This window comes from Rahnella sp. RcJ3 (assembly GCF_009498575.1).
In the GTDB taxonomy this organism is placed as follows: Bacteria; Pseudomonadota; Gammaproteobacteria; order Enterobacterales; family Enterobacteriaceae; genus Rahnella; species Rahnella aceris.
The window spans coordinates 114,746-133,187 of sequence record NZ_QSNX01000003.1; the positions used below are offsets into that span (position 1 = coordinate 114,746).

The window sequence follows — 18,442 nt, forward strand, 5'->3', positions numbered from 1 at the left end:
AATATTGATGAAAATTGTGAAGGAGGCGCTGGCAGGCACGGTTGAATCCAGCGATTTACTGGTAAAAATCGCCCCGGCCAGTGAGCTGAATGTGGTAATCAGCAGCGAGGTCGCCAAACAATTTGGCGACCAGATCCGCAGTGTAGTGAATGACACGCTGAGTGCACTCGGCGTCATCGCGGGTTTGGTGATTATCGAAGATAAAGGTGCGCTGGATTGTGTGATCCGCGCCCGGGTACAAAGTGCAGTACTGCGTGCGGCACAGGCTGAAGAGATTAACTGGGAGACATTACGATGAAAAAACTCCGCCGCAGTATGCTGTTCCTGCCGGGGTCCAGCGCCGCCATGTTATCCACGGCATTTATCTATCGCCCTGACTCCATCATGTTTGATCTGGAAGATGCCGTTTCGCTGCGCGAAAAAGATACCGCACGCATTCTGGTATTTCATGCCCTGCAACACCCGATGTATCGCGATATTGAAACCGTGGTGCGCATCAATCAGCTCAGCACCCCCTTTGGCCTTAAAGATCTCGAGGCCGTGGTGCGGGCGGGCGTGGATGTGGTGCGCTTACCCAAAACCGATACGCCGGAAGATATTTTTGAGCTGGAAGCGCATATCGAACGCATCGAGAAAGACTGCGGTCGCGAAGGTGGCTCCACCAAAATTATGGCGGCCATCGAATCGGCCATTGGTGTGATTAACGCCGTGGCGATCGCCCGCTGCTCGCCGCGTCTTATCGGCATCGCGCTGGCGGCTTTCGATTATGTGATGGACATGCAAACCGAGCGCGGCGACGGTACCGAACTGTTTTATGCCCGTTGCGCCGTGCTGCACGCGGCACGCGCCGCCGGAATTGACGCCTTCGATGTGGTGTATTCCGACATCAACGATGAGGCCGGTTTCCTGCGTGAAGTGGAACTGATCCGCAAGATGGGCTTTAACGGCAAATCCCTGATCAACCCGCGACAGATTGAGCTGCTGCATAACGCTTACGCACCGACGCAGGAAGATGTCGACTATGCGCACCGCGTAATTGCCGCCGCAGAGGAAGGCGAGCGCAAGGGTCTGGGCGTAATTTCGCTCAACGGCAAGATGATCGATGGCCCGATCATTAACCATGCGCAGGTGGTACTGGAACGCGCCAGTGCATCCGGCATCCGTCGCTAGCCCTCAATTTTGCACAGGAATATCAAGATAATGAGTCATTTAACTGAAACTTTGCACAGCCTTTATCCGCAGCTCAGGCATCTGACTGCCTTTGACGGCGCGCACCGCAATACGCCGTATCTTTCCGATCCCGATGCCCGCCTGCACCGTAAACTTTGCGATTCACTGGAACAGGCGATCGCCCGCAGCGGCCTGAAAGACGGCATGACCATTTCCTTCCACCATGCTTTCCGTGAAGGTGATCAGGTCATTAATAACGTCGTCGCCACACTGGCGAAGCTCGGTTTTAAAAACCTCACGCTGGCGTCCAGTTCGCTGATGACCTGCAACGATGCGCTGATCGAACCTATCCGCAACGGCGTCATCACCCGTATTTATACCTCCGGGATGCGTGGCAAACTGGCCGATGCCATTTCTCACGGACTGATGAAAGAACCGGTACAAATCCACTCACACGGCGGGCGGGTTAAATTGTTGCAGGACGGCGAGCTGAAGATTGATGTCGCGTTTCTCGGCGTGCCATGCAGCGATGAATTCGGCAATGCCAACGGCACGCACGGTAAATCCTGCTGCGGTTCGCTGGGCTACGCGATGGTGGATGCACAGTTCGCCAGAACCGTGGTGCTGCTGACCGAAGAACTGGTGCCCTTCCCTAATATGCCCGCCAGCCTGGTACAGGATCAGGTGGATTACATCGTTAAAGTCGATCAGGTCGGCGATCCGGCAAAAATCAGCGTCGGCGCAGCGCGGGTGACCAGTAATCCGCGCGAACTGATGATCGCCCGCACGGCGGCTGAAGTCATCGAATACTCCGGCTATTTCAAGCCGGGCTTTTCAATGCAAACCGGTTCCGGCGCAGCGGCTACGGCCTGCACCCGTTTCATGGAAGAGAAAATGGAACGCAACCAGATCACCGCCCGTTTTGCCCTCGGGGGCATCACCGGCAGTCTGGTGGATTTACATGAAAAAGGCCTGATTGAAACGTTGCTGGATACGCAATGTTTCGACGGTCAGGCTGCGGCGTCACTTAGCCGTAACCCGCAGCATATCGAGATTTCTACCAACGTTTATGCCAATCCGGGAGCCAAAGCCGCGAGCTGCGATCAACTGGATATTGTCATTCTGAGTGCGCTGGAAATTGACACCGGCTTTAACGTTAACGTGATCACGGGTTCCGACGGCGTTATGCGTGGCGCGTCCGGCGGTCATTGCGATGTCGCCAGTGCGGCCAATCTGACCATTGTCGTCGCGCCTTTACTGCGCAGCCGAATTCCGACAGTCGTACGTCGCGTCACCACCCGCGTCACACCGGGGGAAAGCATCGATGTGCTGGTGACTGACCACGGCATCGCCGTCAATCCGGCACGTCCTGAAATCCGTCAGCGGCTGGAAGAGGCTGGCATGAAAATCATGGACATCGAAGCGTTGTATCAGCGGGCGATTTCCCTGACCGGCGAACCGAAACCAATTGAATTCACTGACCGTGTGGTGGGCGTTATCCGCTATCGCGACGGCAGCGTGATCGACGTGGTTCATCAGGTAAAAGAGGACGCATAATGACCATCATGACGCCTGCGGATGCAGGCGTCAGCCTGGAGGATTTGCTGGCAGCAAAGGAACTGCGTGCCAAACGGCAAACCGACTGGCTGACTCAATTCTCACAACCGCTGATTTCACTCACGCTGGTGACGCCGGGGCCGGTGAAAGACTCCGTGGCCTGGCGTCAGGTGATGCGCGAGGCGTTGCAACGTGCCGAAGTTATGCTGCTGCAACACGGCTGGCCGGTGCTGAAACATCAGGTTTTCTGGCTGCCGACCGGCGCCGAAGCATTCTGGTGCGTGGCACATCCTGCGCCGGAAGTGAAAGCGGCCACGGTTGAACTGGAACAATCGCATGCCCTCGGGCGTTTATGGGATTTCGATGTGATCTGCCCGCAGGCGGGTGTTGTTGGCCGCCGTTCGCTGGACAATGCCAGCCGCCGCTGCCTGATTTGCGACGGTCCTGCGCATGCCTGCGCCCGTTCACGTCAGCACCCGCTCGTGGACGTTATCGCTAAAGTGGAGGCACTGATTGATGGCTGGCACCGCACGCGCTGAACACCCCGCCTGCACGGACATCGCTACGCTGGCGGCAGAGGCACTGCGCCGTGAAGTGTGGCTGACGCCCAAACCGGGACTGGTCGACAGCGCCAATAACGGCTCGCACCGCGACATGGATTTACCTCTGTTTCTGCGCAGCATTGACGCCATCACGCCCTGGCTGCATCAGTTTTTCGCCCTTGGTCAGCAGGATTTCCTGCAACCGGCGCAGGCGATGCTGGCGCGCATCCGCCCGACCGGAATAGCCTGCGAACAGGCGATGTTCGGTGCCACACAAGGCGTTAATACGCATAAAGGCGGCATCTTTTCACTGGGATTATTGTGCACCGCCGCAGGCAGGCTGACCGGCCAGAGCCAGCCACTGACCCGCCACCGCTTATGCGCTGAAGTGGCTGCCATGACGCAAGGGCTGGTTGAACGTGAATTGCAAAGCTGCCGCCAGCCGGTGACTGCCGGTGAACGGCTGTTTATGGCGCACGGCATGACCGGTGCCCGTGGCGAAGTGCAGAGCGGGTTCCTCACTTTACGCCGTCACGTTTTTCCGTACTGGTATCAGGAAAGCCATTCCGGGCGCCGCAGTCTTAATGCTTTGCTGCGCCTGATGGCCTATAACCCCGATACCAATCTGGTAGCACGCGGCGGGCTGGACGGATTACATTTCGTGCAGGACTACGCCCGCCGGTTGCTGATAACGGGCTGGAAGACAGAGGATTTGCAGCAGATGGACCGCGCCCTGATCGCCCGCAATCTCAGCCCTGGCGGCAGTGCTGATTTGCTGGCGATTGCCACCGTGCTGATGGTTTTCCCGCAATGAATTCGTCCCCTGAATTCACCCGCATGCTGGTGCCCGGATTACGTGACAGCGAGGCCGGACACTGGCAAAGCCGCTGGCATGAGCAGCATCCGCACTGGCTGCGTATAAAACAGCGCAACTGGGCGCAGGTTGATCTCGAGGGCTGGATCACCGCCATCGATCGCGAGCAAAAACAGGCGACATCCCCGCTGCTGCTGATCGGCCACAGTTTTGGCGCGCTTGCCAGTCTGGTGTGGGCGAACCGTCATCCGCAACGCGTGGCGGGTGTCATGCTGGTCGCCCCCGCCGAGCCTGTGCGGTTCGGACTGGGTGATGACATTCTCCCTGCACCGCTGGCCGTGCCGGGGCTGCTGGTCGCCAGCCATACCGATCCGCTGCTGACCTTTACCCGCGCGGAATTTTGGGCACAGGCGTGGCGCTGCGAGCTGGCAGATATCGGCGAAGCCGGACATATCAATGTGGAATCAGGATTCGGCGACTGGTCGTGGGGGCTGGCAAAACTGGAGGTGTTTGCCGCGCAACTGGCGGCAAACTTGTCGGATTAAATGCGCAATAATGCTTTCAGCGTGACGTTACTCAACAATGCGGGTTTGTGTGGTCGGCGCAGGCTGTGATTTCTGGCAGCACAGGAAAACCATCACCAGCAGCGGGATCCAGCCCAGCACGATGCCCAGCGTGATTTTCATCCAGACATAGGTTTCCGGTGAAGCGTATTGCATCAGGATCGTATTCAGCAGGCGCGAGACAATACCAGCCAGATAAACGCCACCAAACCACCAGCCGGAACGGTTGATGTCGTGCATACGCCGGACACCGACCGCCAGCAACGGTAATGCCGTCGCCAGCGCAAACAGGGTGTAAGCGACACCCGCGTAGAAAATGCTGTAAGGATTACCCGCCAGCGCGAACAGGAATGACACGCCCATCGTCAGCAAAATAATAATCAGCAAATTACCCAGCGCAAAGGTCCAGAACGCCTTGCGGCTCGCCCGACCACGGAAATCCACATACTTTTTCCAGCCCTGCACATAACACTGCCATAGCGTCATTTCATCACGTCCTTTTGCCTGTTCATCTGATGTTTCAATGGAAATTTCATTCTGCTTTTCAATAAGCCGGGAATTAAAGCGTTTTCTTACTGGCCCCGCAACTGCCGCGCCAGAAGATCGAGCTGATCGGCTATCTGATTGAGATCTTTATCCTGCTGCCCGGGCGCACGGGTCGAATTACGCACCACCAGTTTCGCAGGCAGAATTTTGGATGACATCACCTCCGCACTTTCGGCCAGTAAATGTTCAACCGCCTCTTTGCTCTGCAAATCGAGATCCAGTGACACGGTGGTCAGTGACGGATGGAAGAATGCGCTGTCGTACGTGTCATCGTAGCCAATGATCGACGCCTGCTGCGGAATGGCCACATTGTGCTGATGCAGCGCACTGATGACGCCCAGCGCCATCTGGTCATTGCCCACCAGCATGGCGGTGAATTGCGGAGTTTCACGCAAAATCTGCAACGCGCAGTAATAACCGCTTTTCGCACTCCAGTCGCCGTGGATGACGGTCACCGGCTGAATGCCCTTCTCTGCCAGCGTTTCCTGCCAGCTTTTCAGACGCAAACGGGAAGACACAGAATCTTCCGGCCCCGCCAGCAAGGCAAATTCCCGATGCCCTAAATCATGCAGATATTCCACGCTGGCACGCGACCCGTCAGCCGGATTAAAGCAGACGTTAAACACCGGACTGGTCGGGTCGACATCGAGAAACAGACACAGAATGTCGCGGTTGTTTTCATAAATCCGCTCAGCCTCGGCACTTTCCAGCGGGATGTTAATGATCATGCGGTCAACGCGTTGTGATTTCAGCTCGTTAATGGAGTCCTGAATGCTCTGATTGACGTCCTCATCAATCATTGAAATCAACACCTGATACCCGGCCTGATGGGCATATTTTTTCACTGACGCCGCAATTTGCGACGGCGCGTGTAAGGCCAGTGATGTGGTGACCAGTCCGATGGTAAAACTCTGCTTTCCAACCAGTTGCTGCGCCAGCCGGTTCGGAACATAGCGCAGAACTTCAATGGCCTGTTCGACCTTCAGACGCGTGGCATCTGAAACATTGGCCGATTTGTTTAACACCCGCGAAACCGTCTGGTACGAAACACCGGCATAGCGGGCAACATCTTCTAATGTCGAACTTTTTGATTTCATTCTTTCCCCACACAGCAGCCCGTGATTTTGCTCAATCTTATGATAATCGAGCCAACGTACGGGATCTCATTTAAAAGTTCAATCCGGGCGTTCGTTGCTGCATAAGTTATACGTTAACATTGCATATAATCGTGATTTACATCACTCCTGATTTATCATTAATTCATAAGTTGTAGACATATCTCACATTTCACAATATGTAAAATTGATCATTATTGTTTCTGGGTATCTTATAGATTTCGTAAATGTGAACGTCATACAATCATAAGGAAAAAAAATGAAACACAACTTACGCACTCTGGCTGTGGCGGTTTCCCTCGCCATCACAGCGGGCCCTGCTGTGGCAAATGATATTGATTTCCATGGATATCTGCGTTCGGGGCTGGGGGTTTCTGGCGGTGGCGGTCTGGAACAGTTCCAGAAAAACAAAGTCGGGCGTCTGGGTAACGAAGATGACACCTACGGCGAAGTCGAACTGGGCAGCGAAGTTTACAAGAAAGACGACGTGAGTTTTTACGTCGACTCGATGGTCAGTATGGTGTCTGACGGCTCCAATGATGATGAAAACACCCTGAATGATGATGCACAGTTCGGCCTGCGTCAGCTGAATCTGCAAATCAAAGGACTGGTGCCGTGGGATAAAGATGCGGTGATCTGGGGCGGTAAACGTTATTACCAGCGCCACGACTTACACATCATCGATACCAAATACTGGAACATTTCCGGTGCCGGTGCCGGTATTGAGAACCTGAAAATGGGTGAAGGTGCGCTTTCTCTGGCGTGGATCCGTGGCGATGCCAATGACGTGGATTACCGCGTGGATGGCAATAACGATGTGAACATTAACTACATCGACGTGCGTTATGCCGGGATCAAACCGTGGAGCGGTGCCTGGATGGAAATCGGTGCCGACTACGCCATGCCAAACCTGTCGCATGACCAGAAAGAGTACGGCGGCCTGTACGATGCGGATAACGGCGTGATGCTGACCGGTGAAATCAGTCAGGATATGTGGGGCGGCTATAACAAACTGGTGTTGCAGTACGCGGATAAGGGCCTGGCGCAGAACATGATTTCGCAGGGCGGTGGCTGGTACGATATGTGGAACTACACCAATGACGCTACCGGTTATCGTGGCATCATCACCGGTCTGATTCCGATCACCAGTAAGTTCAGCCTCAACCATGTGCTGACCTACGGCCATGCAGAAAACATCACGGATTACACCGACACGACTGAGCTGGTTTCTCTGGTAGGCCGCGCGCAATACCAGTGGACAGAGTATGTGCGTACCATCGGTGAAGTCGGTACCTTCTATCAGAAAGATGATTACAAGAACGGCTCGAACTACAAGCAAGGCGGTCAGAAATATACACTGGCGATGGGTCTGGCAGCCGGTCCGGAGTTTATGTCACGCCCTGAATTGCGTGTGTTCGCGTCTTATCTGAATGATTCTGAGCATGGCGATACGTTTGACGACCATACCAAAGCGGATACGTGGAACTTTGGGGTACAGGTAGAAGCCTGGTGGTAAATTTCCTTCATTCTTGAAGCTGTTGCTGCGTTGGCTACGTTTACTCACCCGAATCACTGACTTCAGTCAGCTCATCGGGATTCGTTCACTTGCCGCCTGGCTACAACTCCAATAATTTTGGAAATGTGAAGTCATATTGTACAAAAAGAAATATCCTCATTGTTATAAAGCGACAGATAAAAACTTAATTTCTCTTGTAGGGGATCGTTACGTTTTTTCTCCGCACAGCAGCATCATTATTATTTATAAAAAGCAGAAACAATAAAGGCAGCCTTGTGTCGGGCTGCCTTTATTTTTGGGATTATTTCAGCAACAGCGTTTAATTACTTTTCAGTCCAAACTTCTCAGTCATTAATTTCTTCAGGCTGTCGGATTGCTTACCGAATATCGCATGTACTTCCTGACCGATGATCACCACGCCAATCGCACCGGTCTGCTGGATAGCACCGGAGTTCACGCGCTTAAGTTCTTTTACCGTCACGCGCAGGCGGGTAATACAGGCATCGACATTCACAATATTATCGCGCCCGCCGAGTGCATCAATTAATAACGCCACGTCAGTCGATGGCGGCACTTCATTGTCAGGCGTTTTATTTTTCGCAGAGAATACATGCATAAAGTCTTTAATATTTACCATGATGAACACTCTCTTTCAGGAATGAAAAAAAACGTGCAACCGGGAAATCCTGATTGCACGTCGCTGTTAAAAATAATGGGTTAAGAAATAACAGATAAACGCCGCGACAGGATCTGACAACCGAATGCCGGAAGCGTCAGTGTGCGCGGTAATATACCGCCGTGAACCATGTCGCGGTAATCATCCGGCAATGTCACCGTCTGGCTGTCGGCGGCATAGTTTTGCAGGAAGATAAATTCACTTTCACCGTCGGTGCGTCGTGCGGCAGTGACACCTTCAGGCAGATCGGTGGCTATCGCCCGTGGCAGCTTCATTTCTTTCGCCAGCGCGGTATAAAAATCGGCGTGGAATTGCTGATCGTTTCGGGAAGCCAGATAATACGCCTGCCCTTTGCCAAACAGATTCACGGTCACGGCGGGCGTGCCGGCGTAGAAATCGTCACCGTACGTCGCCAGTGCGGCCGCACCTTCCAGGTGGATCACTTCACACAATTCGCTGGCACGATACGGGCCGTTTAACCCCAGCGCATTGCCTTCAGTGCCGCTGACGCTGTTGTGCTGATCGTCGGTCAGGCTGTCGATTTCTTCCGCCCAGATACCCAGTACCGGACGCAACGGTCCAGGGAATCCGTTGAGGAAACACAAATCGCTTTCGTTAACGATACCGCTCCAGTAAGTCGCGACGAACCGCCCGCCGGCCTGCACGAACGCGGTGATCCGCTCGCCGACGCCTGCCCTCACCATATACAGCATCGGCGCAATCACCAGGTCGTAACCGGTTAAATCGCAATCGGCATTGATCACATCGACCGCAATGCCCTGCGACCACAGTGCGCGGTAATGTCCGGCAACCGTGTTTTCATATTCCAGTCCCTGATTGCGCGGTCCGAGGGAATCGTCCATCGCCCAGCGGCTTTCCCAGTCGAAGATAATTGCCACTCTGGCTTCTACGCGGCTGCCCGCCACCGGAGCCAGCGCCGATAGAATCCCGCCCAGTTCGGCCACTTCGCGCCCGACACGGGTATCGATATGCCCGACGTGATCGACGACCGCGCCGTGGAATTTTTCTGACGAACCGCGGCTTTTACGCCACTGGAAATACTGCACAGAATCCGAACCATGAGCGACCGCCTGCAAAGAAGACAGAATATGCATGCCCGGCTTTTTCAGTTTGCTGACCGGCTGCCAGTTGGTGAAACTCGGTGTCGATTCCATCAGCACAAACGGCTGGCCCTGTTTCAGCGTACGCATTAAATCGTGATACATCGCAGTGTACGCCGCCAGACCGATATCATCTTTGCGGGTATGCCACATCGGATAGCTGTCCCACGAGATGAAATCCAGCACGCTGGCGAGTTTCCAGTAATCGTAATCGTAGAAATATTCCATGAAATTGGTGGTCGCCGGTAACGCCGGATTCTCCGCTTTGAGCGGGCGGATTTCCTCGCTGCAAAAACGGGTGACCTGATCGGTGTTAAAACGACGCCAGTCGAGATTCAGGCCGTGAATGCCGCTTTCGCCCTGCGGCGACGGCGATTCGATCTGCGCCCAGTCGGTATAGGTGTGGCTCCAGAAAGTGCTCCACCAGGCTTGATTCAGCGCATCGAGCGTGACGTAACGGGCTTTCAGCCAGTCGCGGAAACGGGTCTGGCAGTAATGGCAATGGCACTCGCCACCGTATTCGTTGGAAATATGCCAGCCAATCACCGCCGGATGATGGGCGTAACGCTTCGCCAGCGCACTGTTCATCAGTTGCACTTTTTCGGCATACACCGGCGAACTCATACAGTGATTGTGACGCCCGCCGTGCAGTGCTTTTACGCGGTCACGCCCGACGCGCAGGACTTCAGGATACTTTTGCGACATCCACGCCGGACGTGCGCCGCTTGGTGTGGCAAGAAATACCGAGATGCCATTTTCATGCAATTTGTCCAGCACCTGATCCAGCCAGCCAAAGGTAAAATGACCTTCTTCAGGCTCCAGCGCTGACCAGCTAAAAATCCCGACTGACATGACATTACAGCGCGCCTCTTTCATCATTTCGACATCGCGAATCAGCACATCGGGGCTTTCCAGCCACTGTTCCGGGTTGTAATCCGCACCATGTAATAGCCCGGAAATCTTACTGCTCAGAAGAGGAAATTTCGTCATGCTTGGGTCCTTAGGAACTTTAAGAAATATCAACTCCCCGGCCAATCAAGCCGGGGAAAAAGGGATTAATTGAAGACTTTGATGGAAGGAAGAACCTGACCGTCACAGCTGAACAACGCCTGATTTTCGCGGGCATTGCCCTCTTTCCAGTGGTCGTTGATGTAGGTCATCCCGGCCGGTGTCGCCCAGCCTGCGCCGTCAACGGCGATCCAGGTCGGTTCCCAGTAGAACAGACCCTTGCCGCGATGATCCGGCACCGCGACCAGGCTTTTGATCATGTCGCTGAGGAAATCAGCCTGCCCCTGCACCGTGCCCGGATAGCCGCCGTCTTTGGCTTCTTTTTCGGTAAAGCTGTTTTCAGCCGCATCACAGTTTTTGGTGGTATAGCCGTAAGCCACTTCCACCACGATCACGTCTTTGTTGTAGCGCTTGCTGATGTCGTCCATGTTGGTCTGCAACGCGGAAACCGGACCGTTCCAGTAGGTATAAAATGACAGGCCAATCACGTCGTAAGGCACCTTGCGCTGATTAATTTCATCGAACCACCAGCGGAAGGTGTCGTTCTTAGTGCCTTCGGCCAGATGCAGCATGATTTTGATATCAGAAGGATTTTTTTCATCAGCACGCACACCGGCAATCGCCGCATTCAGCAGCCCGGCCAGACGGTCAAACTCCCCGCCGCCTGCGCCCCAGCTTTTGCCTTCAGGCCATAAAATGCCGCCGTTCATTTCGTTGCCGACCTGCACCATATCCGGCACGGTGCCTTGTGCACGGAATCTGGCGATCACCTCGCGGCTGTAATCATGAATGGCAGTTTTCAGTTGCGGATAATCCATTTTCTCCCAGCTTTTTGGCTTGAACTGTTTACCCGGATCAGTCCAGAAATCGCTGTAATGGAAATCGAGCAGGATTTTAAAACCCTGCGCTTTGGCGCGCTTCGCCAGCTCCAGCGTGGTGGCCAGATCGTTATTACCGCCACCGTACGGATGCCCCTGCGCATCTTTCGGATCCACCCACAAGCGCAGACGCACGTAGTTGAAACCGTTTTGTCTGAGGATCACCATCGCGTCGGTCTGCTTGTGGTTTTGATCAAAGAACTTGCCGCCGTGTTTTTCGACGTCAATCAGCGTCGAGATATCCGCACCTTTGATGAAATCCGCCGGGACGTTGGCGACTTTTTTAATCACCACCTCCTGCGCCACCCCGGAAAATGACACCGCCAGCAGCACGCAGGCCATTGCGCTTTTGTTGAAAATCTTCTTAGAAAAGAAAGTCATCGGATTATCCTTTTGTACTGCCAGCCGTCAGGCCGGAAACGAAGTATTTTTGTAAAGCCAGATAGAAAATGGCGACAGGCACGGCGATCAGTACCGCGCCAGCGGCGTACATGGTGTAGTTGGCACCCATTTTTTGCGCGACCAGGTTGTACAGGCCAATCGGTAGGGTGTACTTATCTGGCGTGCGTAAAATGGTGCTGGAAAGAATGAAATCACCCAGCGGTCCGGTGAAGGAAAACAGCGCGATCACGGCCAGAATCGGCTTGGACAAAGGCATGATGATTTCGATGAAAATGCGGAAATTGCCCGCGCCGTCCATCCGCGCTGATTCATCCAGATCTTTCGGAATGGCGTCGAGATAGCCTTTCATCAGATAGGTGTTCATCGGGATCATGCCGCCGACGTAAATCAGCACCAGTGCCAGATGACTGTTGATAAGCCCGAGTAACTGCGCCAGCACAAAGATGGCGATCAGCGCGGAAAACTGGGGGATCATCTGCAATAACAGAAACAACATCAGCCCGTCTTTGCGGCCTTTAAAGCGAAAACGCGAGAAAGAATAGGCGGTGAAACTGACACAAATCAGGGTCAGGATCATGGTCAGGAAACTGATTTTCATCGAGTTCCAGTACCAGCCGACATAATTCACTTCGCCGTTAAACAGGTCTTTGTAATGCTGGAACGAGACGTTCTCCGGAATAATCGACGTGCTGAGCAGGCTGTTACCGGCATTCAGTGATGCGCCGACGGTCCAGATCAGCGGATAAATAATGATCACCGCCACAATCAGCAACAGGAAATAACTCAGCCCGAGGCGGATAAACCGGTTTCTTTTAATACTGCTGTTCTTACTCATGCCCTTCCCCCGGTTACGCCATATCATCTTGTTTAAATGAATTGGTTGAGCGGAATTGCCACAGAGCAATACCGACCACAAATATCGACAGCAAAATCGTAATGGTCGCGGCAATGGCATATTGTGAAGATGACATGGTGAGTTTATATATCCACGACACCAGAATATCCGTTCCGCCTGCATTCGAACCGGCCACTGCCGGGCCGCCGTTATTAAACAGATAGATAATATTGAAGTTATTAAAGTTGAAGGTGTATTGCGTGATAATAATCGGCGCAATGGAATATAAGACCAGCGGCAATGTAATGGTTTTAAGTTTCTTCCAGGTACTGGCACCATCCATTGTCGCGGCTTCATATAAATCGTTCGGAATGGCCTGCAATACGCCGGTAGTCATGGCAAACACAAACGGGAAGCCCAGCCAGGTCTGCATCAGGATCAGCGCCGTTTTGGTCCAGAACGGATCGGTCAGCCAGGCTTTAGGCTCAATGCCTAAGGCAGCCAGAATGCCGTTATTGATGACACCGAATGAGTCATTGAACATGCCCGCAAACACCAGAATGGTGACAAAACCCGGCACCGCCCACGGCAAAATAAGCACGGTGCGGATCAGCGCCTTGAAGCGCAAATCTTTCTGGTTCACCAGAATTGCCAGCATCACGCCAACCGTACATTGCAGCGTGGTCGCCAGCACGGTCCAGACCACCGTCCATTGCAATACATCCAGCAAGGTCGAACGCCAGATATTGAGCGTGAAGATATTAATAAAGTTTTTGAACCCCACCCAGTCGACTAATTTAGCCGGCGGCGTGTGGTATAAATTATAATTGGTAAAAGCAATGGAGAAGCCGAATATAATCGGGAAGACCACCACAAACACCAGCAAAATAAAGCCCGGCGTAATCATCAGATAAGGGAAACCTTCACGCAGCAGCAAATGATATTGCTTGCGCACGCTGGGTAATTCCATCCCCTGGTCGCGGCGTTTACCATTTGCCCACGCATCGCGCAGACTCCAGTAATAAAAGGCCACGCCGAACGCGCCAATCAGCAGGCTGATAATGCCTTTGGCGAGCAGAAATATCGAATTATCACGCGGCACTTCTTCGCCCAGTGTATATAAACCCCATAATCCCTGACGCAGGAAATCATAGAAGACGCCGGCGAAACAAATAAGAATGATAAAAAACAGTATTCCCTTGGCCCATTGCCGGTTATAAAACTGCCCAAAACCGGGGATCAGCGCCACAGCCAGCGCCACCGGTGCATGGTGGCTGGCAGAGAGTGGCGCCTGGTTTTCCTCATGAAGACGCATAGACACAAAGATGTTCCTTTCACTGGTGAGGGAGTGAAATCACTCCCTCCGGTCAGACATACGTGGGTTTCAGCAGGCGTTGCCGGTTATTCGTTGCTGGCTTTCGCCGCTTCGATTTGCATCTGGATATTTTTCACCGCGTCGTTCAGCGCGGCATCAACCGGCTGTTTGCCAGTCACACCCAACTGGATGCCGTTGTTCGCAGGCCCCCAGACTTCCTGCATTTCCGGTACACCCGGCATCGCCGTGGCGCGGGTGGATTGTTCGGCCACCGCGTTGGCTTTCTCATCATTTTTGATCATCGGATCATTAACCAGCGCCGTCAGTGCCGGGATTTCCTTGGTCACTTCGTAGCGCAATTTGGCGTACTTCGGCTGGTTGATGAAGGTGATGAATTTTTCCGCCAGCGGTTTTTGCTTGCTGTAGGTTGAAACCGCATAACCTTTTACGCCAAGGAAAGAACTCATCGGTTTGCCGTTTGGCAACAGCGGCAGCGCTTTCACGCCATAGTTAATGCCAGCAGCTTCATACGGCTGGAAGGCCCAGGGACCGGTGATCACCGCAGCCGCTTTCTTTTCAGTAAACAGCGAGTCGATGGCGTTCAGGCCGTTATCGCCGACAATCCCTGCCGGGAATAACCCGTCGGCATAGAATTTCTTCAGGTAAGTAATGGCTTCAATGCTGCCCGGTTTATTCAGGCCGATATCTTCGACGTTGATTTCGCCTTTAGCATCCTTACCGAATATATAGCCGCCCATCGAAGCCATCGCGCCGTAGGCGTAATACACTTCGTCAAACTTGGCTAACAGACCATATTTACCTTTCGCCCTTTCGGCTTTGGAGAAGGTGTAATACTCGTCGAGCGTTGCCGGTGCCTGTGGCAGTAAATCTTTGTTGTAAATCAGCACCAGCGTTTCCACCGCTTTCGGCACCCCATAGGTCTGGCCTTTAAGCTGGAAGGCGTTCAATGCTGGCGGCGTAAAGCTCGCAAGAAACGCTTTGTCGAGATTCAGTGGCGCCAGTAAACCCTGTACCACTGCCGTGCCCAGCTGATCATTGGGGATCACGACGACGTCGGGGCCGATACCTGCCGGACCATCCAGACGTAATTTCTCCGTTTGTTGTGCATAAGGCGTTTCCTGCACCACGACTTTGACGTTGTTCTCTTTTTCAAAATCTTTCACCGCGTCGGAAATACCGGAAGATTTCTTAATATCTTCCCAGACAAGTAACTGTCCCTCTGCTGCCCGGACGGCCTGGCTGCTGAGACTTAATGACATCAGTACCAGGGCAGTAAGGTGGGTAATTTTCATTGTCGCTCCTGAATGTGAAGGTATAACATTTTTGTAGGGTACGTAACGACAGTCAGTCAACACTTTATACAAAAAACCCTTTAAAATCTGATTTAGTAATGATGAATGTCGCCTTAAAAACTATGTTATACGTTAAACTTACACACCATAAATCACTACAAAAAGATGCGCATTGTGTGATCTTCTCTCCAAAATTCAAACCCGCCTGTGCAAACGCTTACACAAGGTGGTTATAGTCCGAAACATCAGCGGTATGAATTCTTCATGAGGTCAAACATGTCCAGCATCAGACTTAAAAATGTGGTCAAGCGTTTCGATAAAACAGTGACGTTGCATGGCATCAATATTGATATTGAAGACGGCGAGTTCACCGTTTTCGTCGGGCCGTCCGGGTGCGGGAAATCCACCCTTCTGCGCATGATTGCCGGGCTGGAAGATATTACGGAAGGAGACGTTTACATTGGCGAGCAACGGGTGAATGACGTCGACCCTTCACGCCGTGGCGTGGCGATGGTGTTTCAGTCTTACGCGCTGTATCCGCACATGACCATTGCGGAAAACATGGGGTACGGGCTAAAAGTCAACGGCGTACCGAAAGAGGAAATTCGTCATCAGGTGGAGATGGTTGCCAAAACCTTGCAGCTTTCTCATTTGCTGGACAGAAAACCGAAACAGCTTTCCGGCGGTCAGCGCCAGCGCACCGCGATTGGTCGTGCGATTGTGCGAAATCCGCAAGTGTTTATGTTTGATGAACCGCTGTCTAACCTGGATGCCGAGCTGCGGGTGGATATGCGTTTACACATTTCCAAGCTGCATCAGGAACTGAAAACCACCATGGTGTACGTGACGCACGATCAGACCGAAGCCATGACGCTGGCCGATAAAATCGTGGTGATGAATTACGGCAAAGTCGAGCAGACAGGCGCGCCGATGGATCTGTACTACAACCCGGTGAATCAGTTTGTGGCCGGATTTATCGGCTCGCCGAAGATGAATTTTCTGCCTGCAGAGGTGCTGAGCTGGCAGCCGGAGCGGCTCGAAGTGCGCCTGACGCCGGAGAAGACGCTGACGCTGGCGCTGAACACCAGCGAACTGGCAGCAGGCGATAAAGTGACGCTCGGCATCCGACCTGAACATCTGCTGTCGCAGGAAACTGAAAACGTGCTGGAATTTAACTGCGAAGTGGTTGAACGGCTGGGCAACAGCACCTATCTGTTTGGTCAGTGTTATGGCACCGACGGTTTCAAAATGCTGCTGCCGGGCGATATGGCGTTCAATCCTTATCAGAGCCTGACCACCTGGTTCGATGCTAAACGTTGCATGGTATTCAGCGAAGACGGTCTGCGCATCAGCGCGCCGAGCCTTTCACATCTGCATTAATGTTGTCAGACCGCCCGCTGCGGCGGTCTCCTCCCGCACTTTCCCCGCTAAAAGGCTTTCCCCCATCAGATTCATTTACACCCTTTCCTTTATGCAGGGCTTTTGCGCCGCATAAAGGAAAGGGGCTTACCGGGACACTTCACCTCCCGGCAGTTTCAGTGCTATATCTCTTTATCATGATTTTCAGATAAGGGATCCCCATGCCATTGCAATGCCGCATTCTTGATGATTACCAGAACGTTTCCCTTTCGCTGGCTGACTGGCGCTCACTGGCACCGCAGGTGGAATGCCAGGCGCTGACGGAACATATTGCTGATGAAAATACCCTCGCTGAAACCCTGAAAGACGCCGATATCGTCGTGATTATGCGTGAACGCACACCGTTCACCGCCGCGCTGTTTACCCGTTTGCCCAAACTGAAACTGCTGATCACCTCCGGTATGCGCAATGCCTCAATAGATCTCGCGGCGGCGAAAAAGCATGGCGTGACGGTCTGTGGCACCGGCAGCGGGCAGTCTGCGCCGGTTGAGCTGACATGGGCACTGATCCTCGGGCTGGCGCGGCATCTGATGACTGAAAATAATGCGTTTCGCCACAACGGCTCGTGGCAGAGCACGCTGGGTTTTGGCCTGAGCGGCAAACGTCTTGGTCTGCTGGGACTGGGAAAAATTGGTCAGAAGATGGCACATATCGCGCAGGCGTTCGGTATGGATGTGTGTGCGTGGAGCCAGAACCTGACCGCAGAACGCGCGGCGGAACAGGGTGTGACACTTTGCGCATCGAAAGAAGAATTACTGCAAACCAGCGATGTGGTGTCCATTCATCTGGTGCTCGGCGAACGCACGCGCGGCTTGCTGGGTGTGCAGGAACTGGCGCAGATGAAGCCCTCCGCCCTGCTGATTAATACCTCGCGCGCCGCGATTGTCGATCAGCCCGCCCTGCTCAGTGCGTTGCAAAAGGGTGTGATTGCCGGTGCCGGACTGGATGTGTTTGATGTCGAGCCGCTGCCGGCAGATCATCCTTTCAGAACGCAACCCAACGTACTGGCGACGCCGCATCTGGGCTACGTTTCAGACGGCAATTATCAGGTGTATTTCACCGAAGCCGTCGAAGACATTCAGGCGTTTCTGGCCGGAAAACCGGTACGCGTTTTGGAATAAGGTAAACAACAGGCGTAAAAAAACCGGGCATCAACCCGGTTTTTGTATTCGGTCGCGACGAAACTACTTGGTTTCGTTGGCTTTGATTTCGCCCATTGCTTTCAGCTTTTTGGACATTTCACGACGTTCTTTCGACAGGTCCGCATTGCGGATGATGTAATCATCAACGCGATCTTCATAGTCGCCGCGCATGCTGGCAATGATCGCCTGAATTTCGTCGATGCTCATACCTGGTTTGATGTAATCACTCAGGTTGTCGAGCAGCAGAACACGTTTCTGGTTGTCACGGATTTTCTTTTCGTTGTCAGCAATTTCGCGTTGTAATTTGTTTTTACGACGGAAAATGCGCACAAACTCCAGAACGTCCTGGAAACTCGGCTTATTGATATTGTCCATTTTAACACCTTCGATTAAGTTACACAGATTCAGTGACTGACTTGTCGCAACCGCTTGTCCTGCCTTAACTGTCAGCTAGCAGAAGAGTAGCAAAGATCGGGCTGCGCGCTCAGATAATCGTCCAATAACGCCATC

General features: G+C 53.3%; 18 protein-coding genes. 9 read left to right on the forward strand and 9 right to left on the reverse strand.

Features of this window, described 5'->3' with window-relative positions; genetic code table 11:
* Nucleotides 1-7 precede the first annotated feature (7 nt).
* The 6 genes from citD to DXU84_RS05395 are packed head-to-tail and all read left to right on the forward strand — an operon-like array spanning nt 8 to nt 4,628.
* Nucleotides 8-298, forward strand: coding sequence for a citrate lyase acyl carrier protein (citD, locus tag DXU84_RS05370; RefSeq protein ID WP_013574924.1), 291 nt, complete (start codon nt 8-10; stop codon nt 296-298).
* Nucleotides 295-1,170 carry a citrate (pro-3S)-lyase subunit beta gene (gene citE / locus DXU84_RS05375; RefSeq protein WP_013574923.1) on the forward strand — a complete coding sequence of 292 codons (876 nt, stop codon included), beginning with the start codon at nt 295-297 and terminating at the stop codon, nt 1,168-1,170. The genes citD and citE overlap by 4 nt, the downstream gene beginning before the upstream one ends.
* Nucleotides 1,171-1,200: 30 nt before the next feature.
* On the forward strand, nt 1,201-2,727 hold the full coding sequence (citF, locus tag DXU84_RS05380; RefSeq protein WP_037035955.1) for a citrate lyase subunit alpha: 1,527 nt from the start codon (nt 1,201-1,203) through the stop codon (nt 2,725-2,727).
* On the forward strand, nt 2,727-3,266 hold the full coding sequence (citX, locus tag DXU84_RS05385; protein ID WP_013574921.1) for a citrate lyase holo-[acyl-carrier protein] synthase: 540 nt from the start codon (nt 2,727-2,729) through the stop codon (nt 3,264-3,266). The genes citF and citX overlap by 1 nt, the downstream gene beginning before the upstream one ends.
* A complete protein-coding gene (citG, locus tag DXU84_RS05390; RefSeq protein ID WP_153375051.1) occupies nt 3,244-4,083 on the forward strand; it encodes a triphosphoribosyl-dephospho-CoA synthase CitG in 840 nt (279 codons plus the stop codon). Before citX ends, citG begins: the two co-directional genes overlap by 23 nt.
* Nucleotides 4,080-4,628, forward strand: coding sequence for an alpha/beta hydrolase (locus DXU84_RS05395; RefSeq protein ID WP_013574919.1), 549 nt, complete (start codon nt 4,080-4,082; stop codon nt 4,626-4,628). Before citG ends, DXU84_RS05395 begins: the two co-directional genes overlap by 4 nt.
* A gap of 27 nt (nt 4,629-4,655) precedes the next feature.
* On the opposite strand, the gene DXU84_RS05400 is transcribed toward DXU84_RS05395, so the two are convergent.
* Both DXU84_RS05400 and DXU84_RS05405 read right to left on the reverse strand, forming a co-directional pair.
* Nucleotides 4,656-5,132 (reverse strand): DUF805 domain-containing protein, encoded by a 477-nt coding sequence (locus DXU84_RS05400; protein WP_013574918.1) that lies wholly within the window; start codon nt 5,130-5,132, stop codon nt 4,656-4,658.
* Nucleotides 5,133-5,218: 86 nt separating this feature from the next.
* Nucleotides 5,219-6,289 (reverse strand): LacI family DNA-binding transcriptional regulator, encoded by a 1,071-nt coding sequence (locus tag DXU84_RS05405; protein ID WP_013574917.1) that lies wholly within the window; start codon nt 6,287-6,289, stop codon nt 5,219-5,221.
* A 277-nt stretch (nt 6,290-6,566) separates the two neighbouring features.
* Here DXU84_RS05405 and DXU84_RS05410 point away from each other — a divergent pair, with 277 nt between their 5' ends.
* A complete protein-coding gene (locus DXU84_RS05410; RefSeq protein WP_013574916.1) occupies nt 6,567-7,823 on the forward strand; it encodes a maltoporin in 1,257 nt (418 codons plus the stop codon).
* Between the two features lie 319 nt (nt 7,824-8,142).
* Here the strand turns inward: DXU84_RS05410 and DXU84_RS05415 are convergent, their stop codons facing one another.
* The 6 genes from DXU84_RS05415 to DXU84_RS05440 all read right to left on the reverse strand — a co-directional run bounded on the left by DXU84_RS05415 (nt 8,143) and on the right by DXU84_RS05440 (nt 15,371).
* A complete protein-coding gene (locus tag DXU84_RS05415) occupies nt 8,143-8,460 on the reverse strand; it encodes a glucose PTS transporter subunit EIIB (protein WP_013574915.1) in 318 nt (105 codons plus the stop codon).
* Nucleotides 8,461-8,540: 80 nt separating this feature from the next.
* The gene (locus DXU84_RS05420) at nt 8,541-10,610 is read right to left on the reverse strand and encodes a beta-galactosidase (RefSeq protein WP_015689636.1); all 2,070 of its coding nucleotides are present in this window, start codon (nt 10,608-10,610) and stop codon (nt 8,541-8,543) included.
* 65 nt (nt 10,611-10,675) lie between these two features.
* Nucleotides 10,676-11,887: an arabinogalactan endo-beta-1,4-galactanase gene (locus tag DXU84_RS05425; RefSeq protein ID WP_013574913.1), complete on the reverse strand. Its 1,212-nt coding sequence runs from the start codon at nt 11,885-11,887 to the stop codon at nt 10,676-10,678.
* Nucleotides 11,888-11,891: 4 nt separating this feature from the next.
* Complete coding sequence (locus tag DXU84_RS05430; protein WP_013574912.1) at nt 11,892-12,743, reverse strand: sugar ABC transporter permease; 852 nt, start codon at nt 12,741-12,743, stop codon at nt 11,892-11,894.
* Nucleotides 12,744-12,756: 13 nt separating this feature from the next.
* On the reverse strand, nt 12,757-14,058 hold the full coding sequence (locus DXU84_RS05435; RefSeq protein WP_015689635.1) for a carbohydrate ABC transporter permease: 1,302 nt from the start codon (nt 14,056-14,058) through the stop codon (nt 12,757-12,759).
* Between the two features lie 86 nt (nt 14,059-14,144).
* Nucleotides 14,145-15,371 carry an extracellular solute-binding protein gene (locus DXU84_RS05440; protein ID WP_153375053.1) on the reverse strand — a complete coding sequence of 409 codons (1,227 nt, stop codon included), beginning with the start codon at nt 15,369-15,371 and terminating at the stop codon, nt 14,145-14,147.
* A gap of 276 nt (nt 15,372-15,647) precedes the next feature.
* Here DXU84_RS05440 and DXU84_RS05445 point away from each other — a divergent pair, with 276 nt between their 5' ends.
* Nucleotides 15,648-16,751: an ABC transporter ATP-binding protein gene (locus DXU84_RS05445; protein WP_037035967.1), complete on the forward strand. Its 1,104-nt coding sequence runs from the start codon at nt 15,648-15,650 to the stop codon at nt 16,749-16,751.
* Between the two features lie 200 nt (nt 16,752-16,951).
* Nucleotides 16,952-17,911, forward strand: coding sequence for a D-2-hydroxyacid dehydrogenase family protein (locus DXU84_RS05450; RefSeq protein WP_013574908.1), 960 nt, complete (start codon nt 16,952-16,954; stop codon nt 17,909-17,911).
* Between the two features lie 63 nt (nt 17,912-17,974).
* Here DXU84_RS05450 and DXU84_RS05455 read toward each other — a convergent pair whose 3' ends face one another.
* Nucleotides 17,975-18,307 (reverse strand): DUF496 family protein, encoded by a 333-nt coding sequence (locus DXU84_RS05455; protein WP_013574907.1) that lies wholly within the window; start codon nt 18,305-18,307, stop codon nt 17,975-17,977.
* Between the last annotated feature and the right edge of the window lie 135 nt (nt 18,308-18,442).

Bases quoted from the DNA above. Each gene is read 5' to 3' on its own strand.
- citX (WP_013574921.1), top strand. From the start codon at position 2,727: ATGACCATCATGACGCCTGCGGATGCAGGCGTCAGCCTGGAGGATTTG.
- DXU84_RS05410 (WP_013574916.1), top strand. From the start codon at position 6,567: ATGAAACACAACTTACGCACTCTGGCTGTGGCGGTTTCCCTCGCCATC.
- DXU84_RS05440 (WP_153375053.1), bottom strand. From the start codon at position 15,371: ATGAAAATTACCCACCTTACTGCCCTGGTACTGATGTCATTAAGTCTC.
- DXU84_RS05455 (WP_013574907.1), bottom strand. From the start codon at position 18,307: ATGGACAATATCAATAAGCCGAGTTTCCAGGACGTTCTGGAGTTTGTG.
- DXU84_RS05430 (WP_013574912.1), bottom strand. From the start codon at position 12,743: ATGAGTAAGAACAGCAGTATTAAAAGAAACCGGTTTATCCGCCTCGGG.
- citD (WP_013574924.1), top strand. From the start codon at position 8: ATGAAAATTGTGAAGGAGGCGCTGGCAGGCACGGTTGAATCCAGCGAT.
- citF (WP_037035955.1), top strand. From the start codon at position 1,201: ATGAGTCATTTAACTGAAACTTTGCACAGCCTTTATCCGCAGCTCAGG.
- DXU84_RS05425 (WP_013574913.1), bottom strand. From the start codon at position 11,887: ATGACTTTCTTTTCTAAGAAGATTTTCAACAAAAGCGCAATGGCCTGC.
- citE (WP_013574923.1), top strand. From the start codon at position 295: ATGAAAAAACTCCGCCGCAGTATGCTGTTCCTGCCGGGGTCCAGCGCC.
- DXU84_RS05400 (WP_013574918.1), bottom strand. From the start codon at position 5,132: ATGACGCTATGGCAGTGTTATGTGCAGGGCTGGAAAAAGTATGTGGAT.
- DXU84_RS05435 (WP_015689635.1), bottom strand. From the start codon at position 14,058: ATGCGTCTTCATGAGGAAAACCAGGCGCCACTCTCTGCCAGCCACCAT.
- DXU84_RS05450 (WP_013574908.1), top strand. From the start codon at position 16,952: ATGCCATTGCAATGCCGCATTCTTGATGATTACCAGAACGTTTCCCTT.
- DXU84_RS05420 (WP_015689636.1), bottom strand. From the start codon at position 10,610: ATGACGAAATTTCCTCTTCTGAGCAGTAAGATTTCCGGGCTATTACAT.
- DXU84_RS05405 (WP_013574917.1), bottom strand. From the start codon at position 6,289: ATGAAATCAAAAAGTTCGACATTAGAAGATGTTGCCCGCTATGCCGGT.
- DXU84_RS05395 (WP_013574919.1), top strand. From the start codon at position 4,080: ATGAATTCGTCCCCTGAATTCACCCGCATGCTGGTGCCCGGATTACGT.
- citG (WP_153375051.1), top strand. From the start codon at position 3,244: ATGGCTGGCACCGCACGCGCTGAACACCCCGCCTGCACGGACATCGCT.
- DXU84_RS05445 (WP_037035967.1), top strand. From the start codon at position 15,648: ATGTCCAGCATCAGACTTAAAAATGTGGTCAAGCGTTTCGATAAAACA.
- DXU84_RS05415 (WP_013574915.1), bottom strand. From the start codon at position 8,460: ATGGTAAATATTAAAGACTTTATGCATGTATTCTCTGCGAAAAATAAA.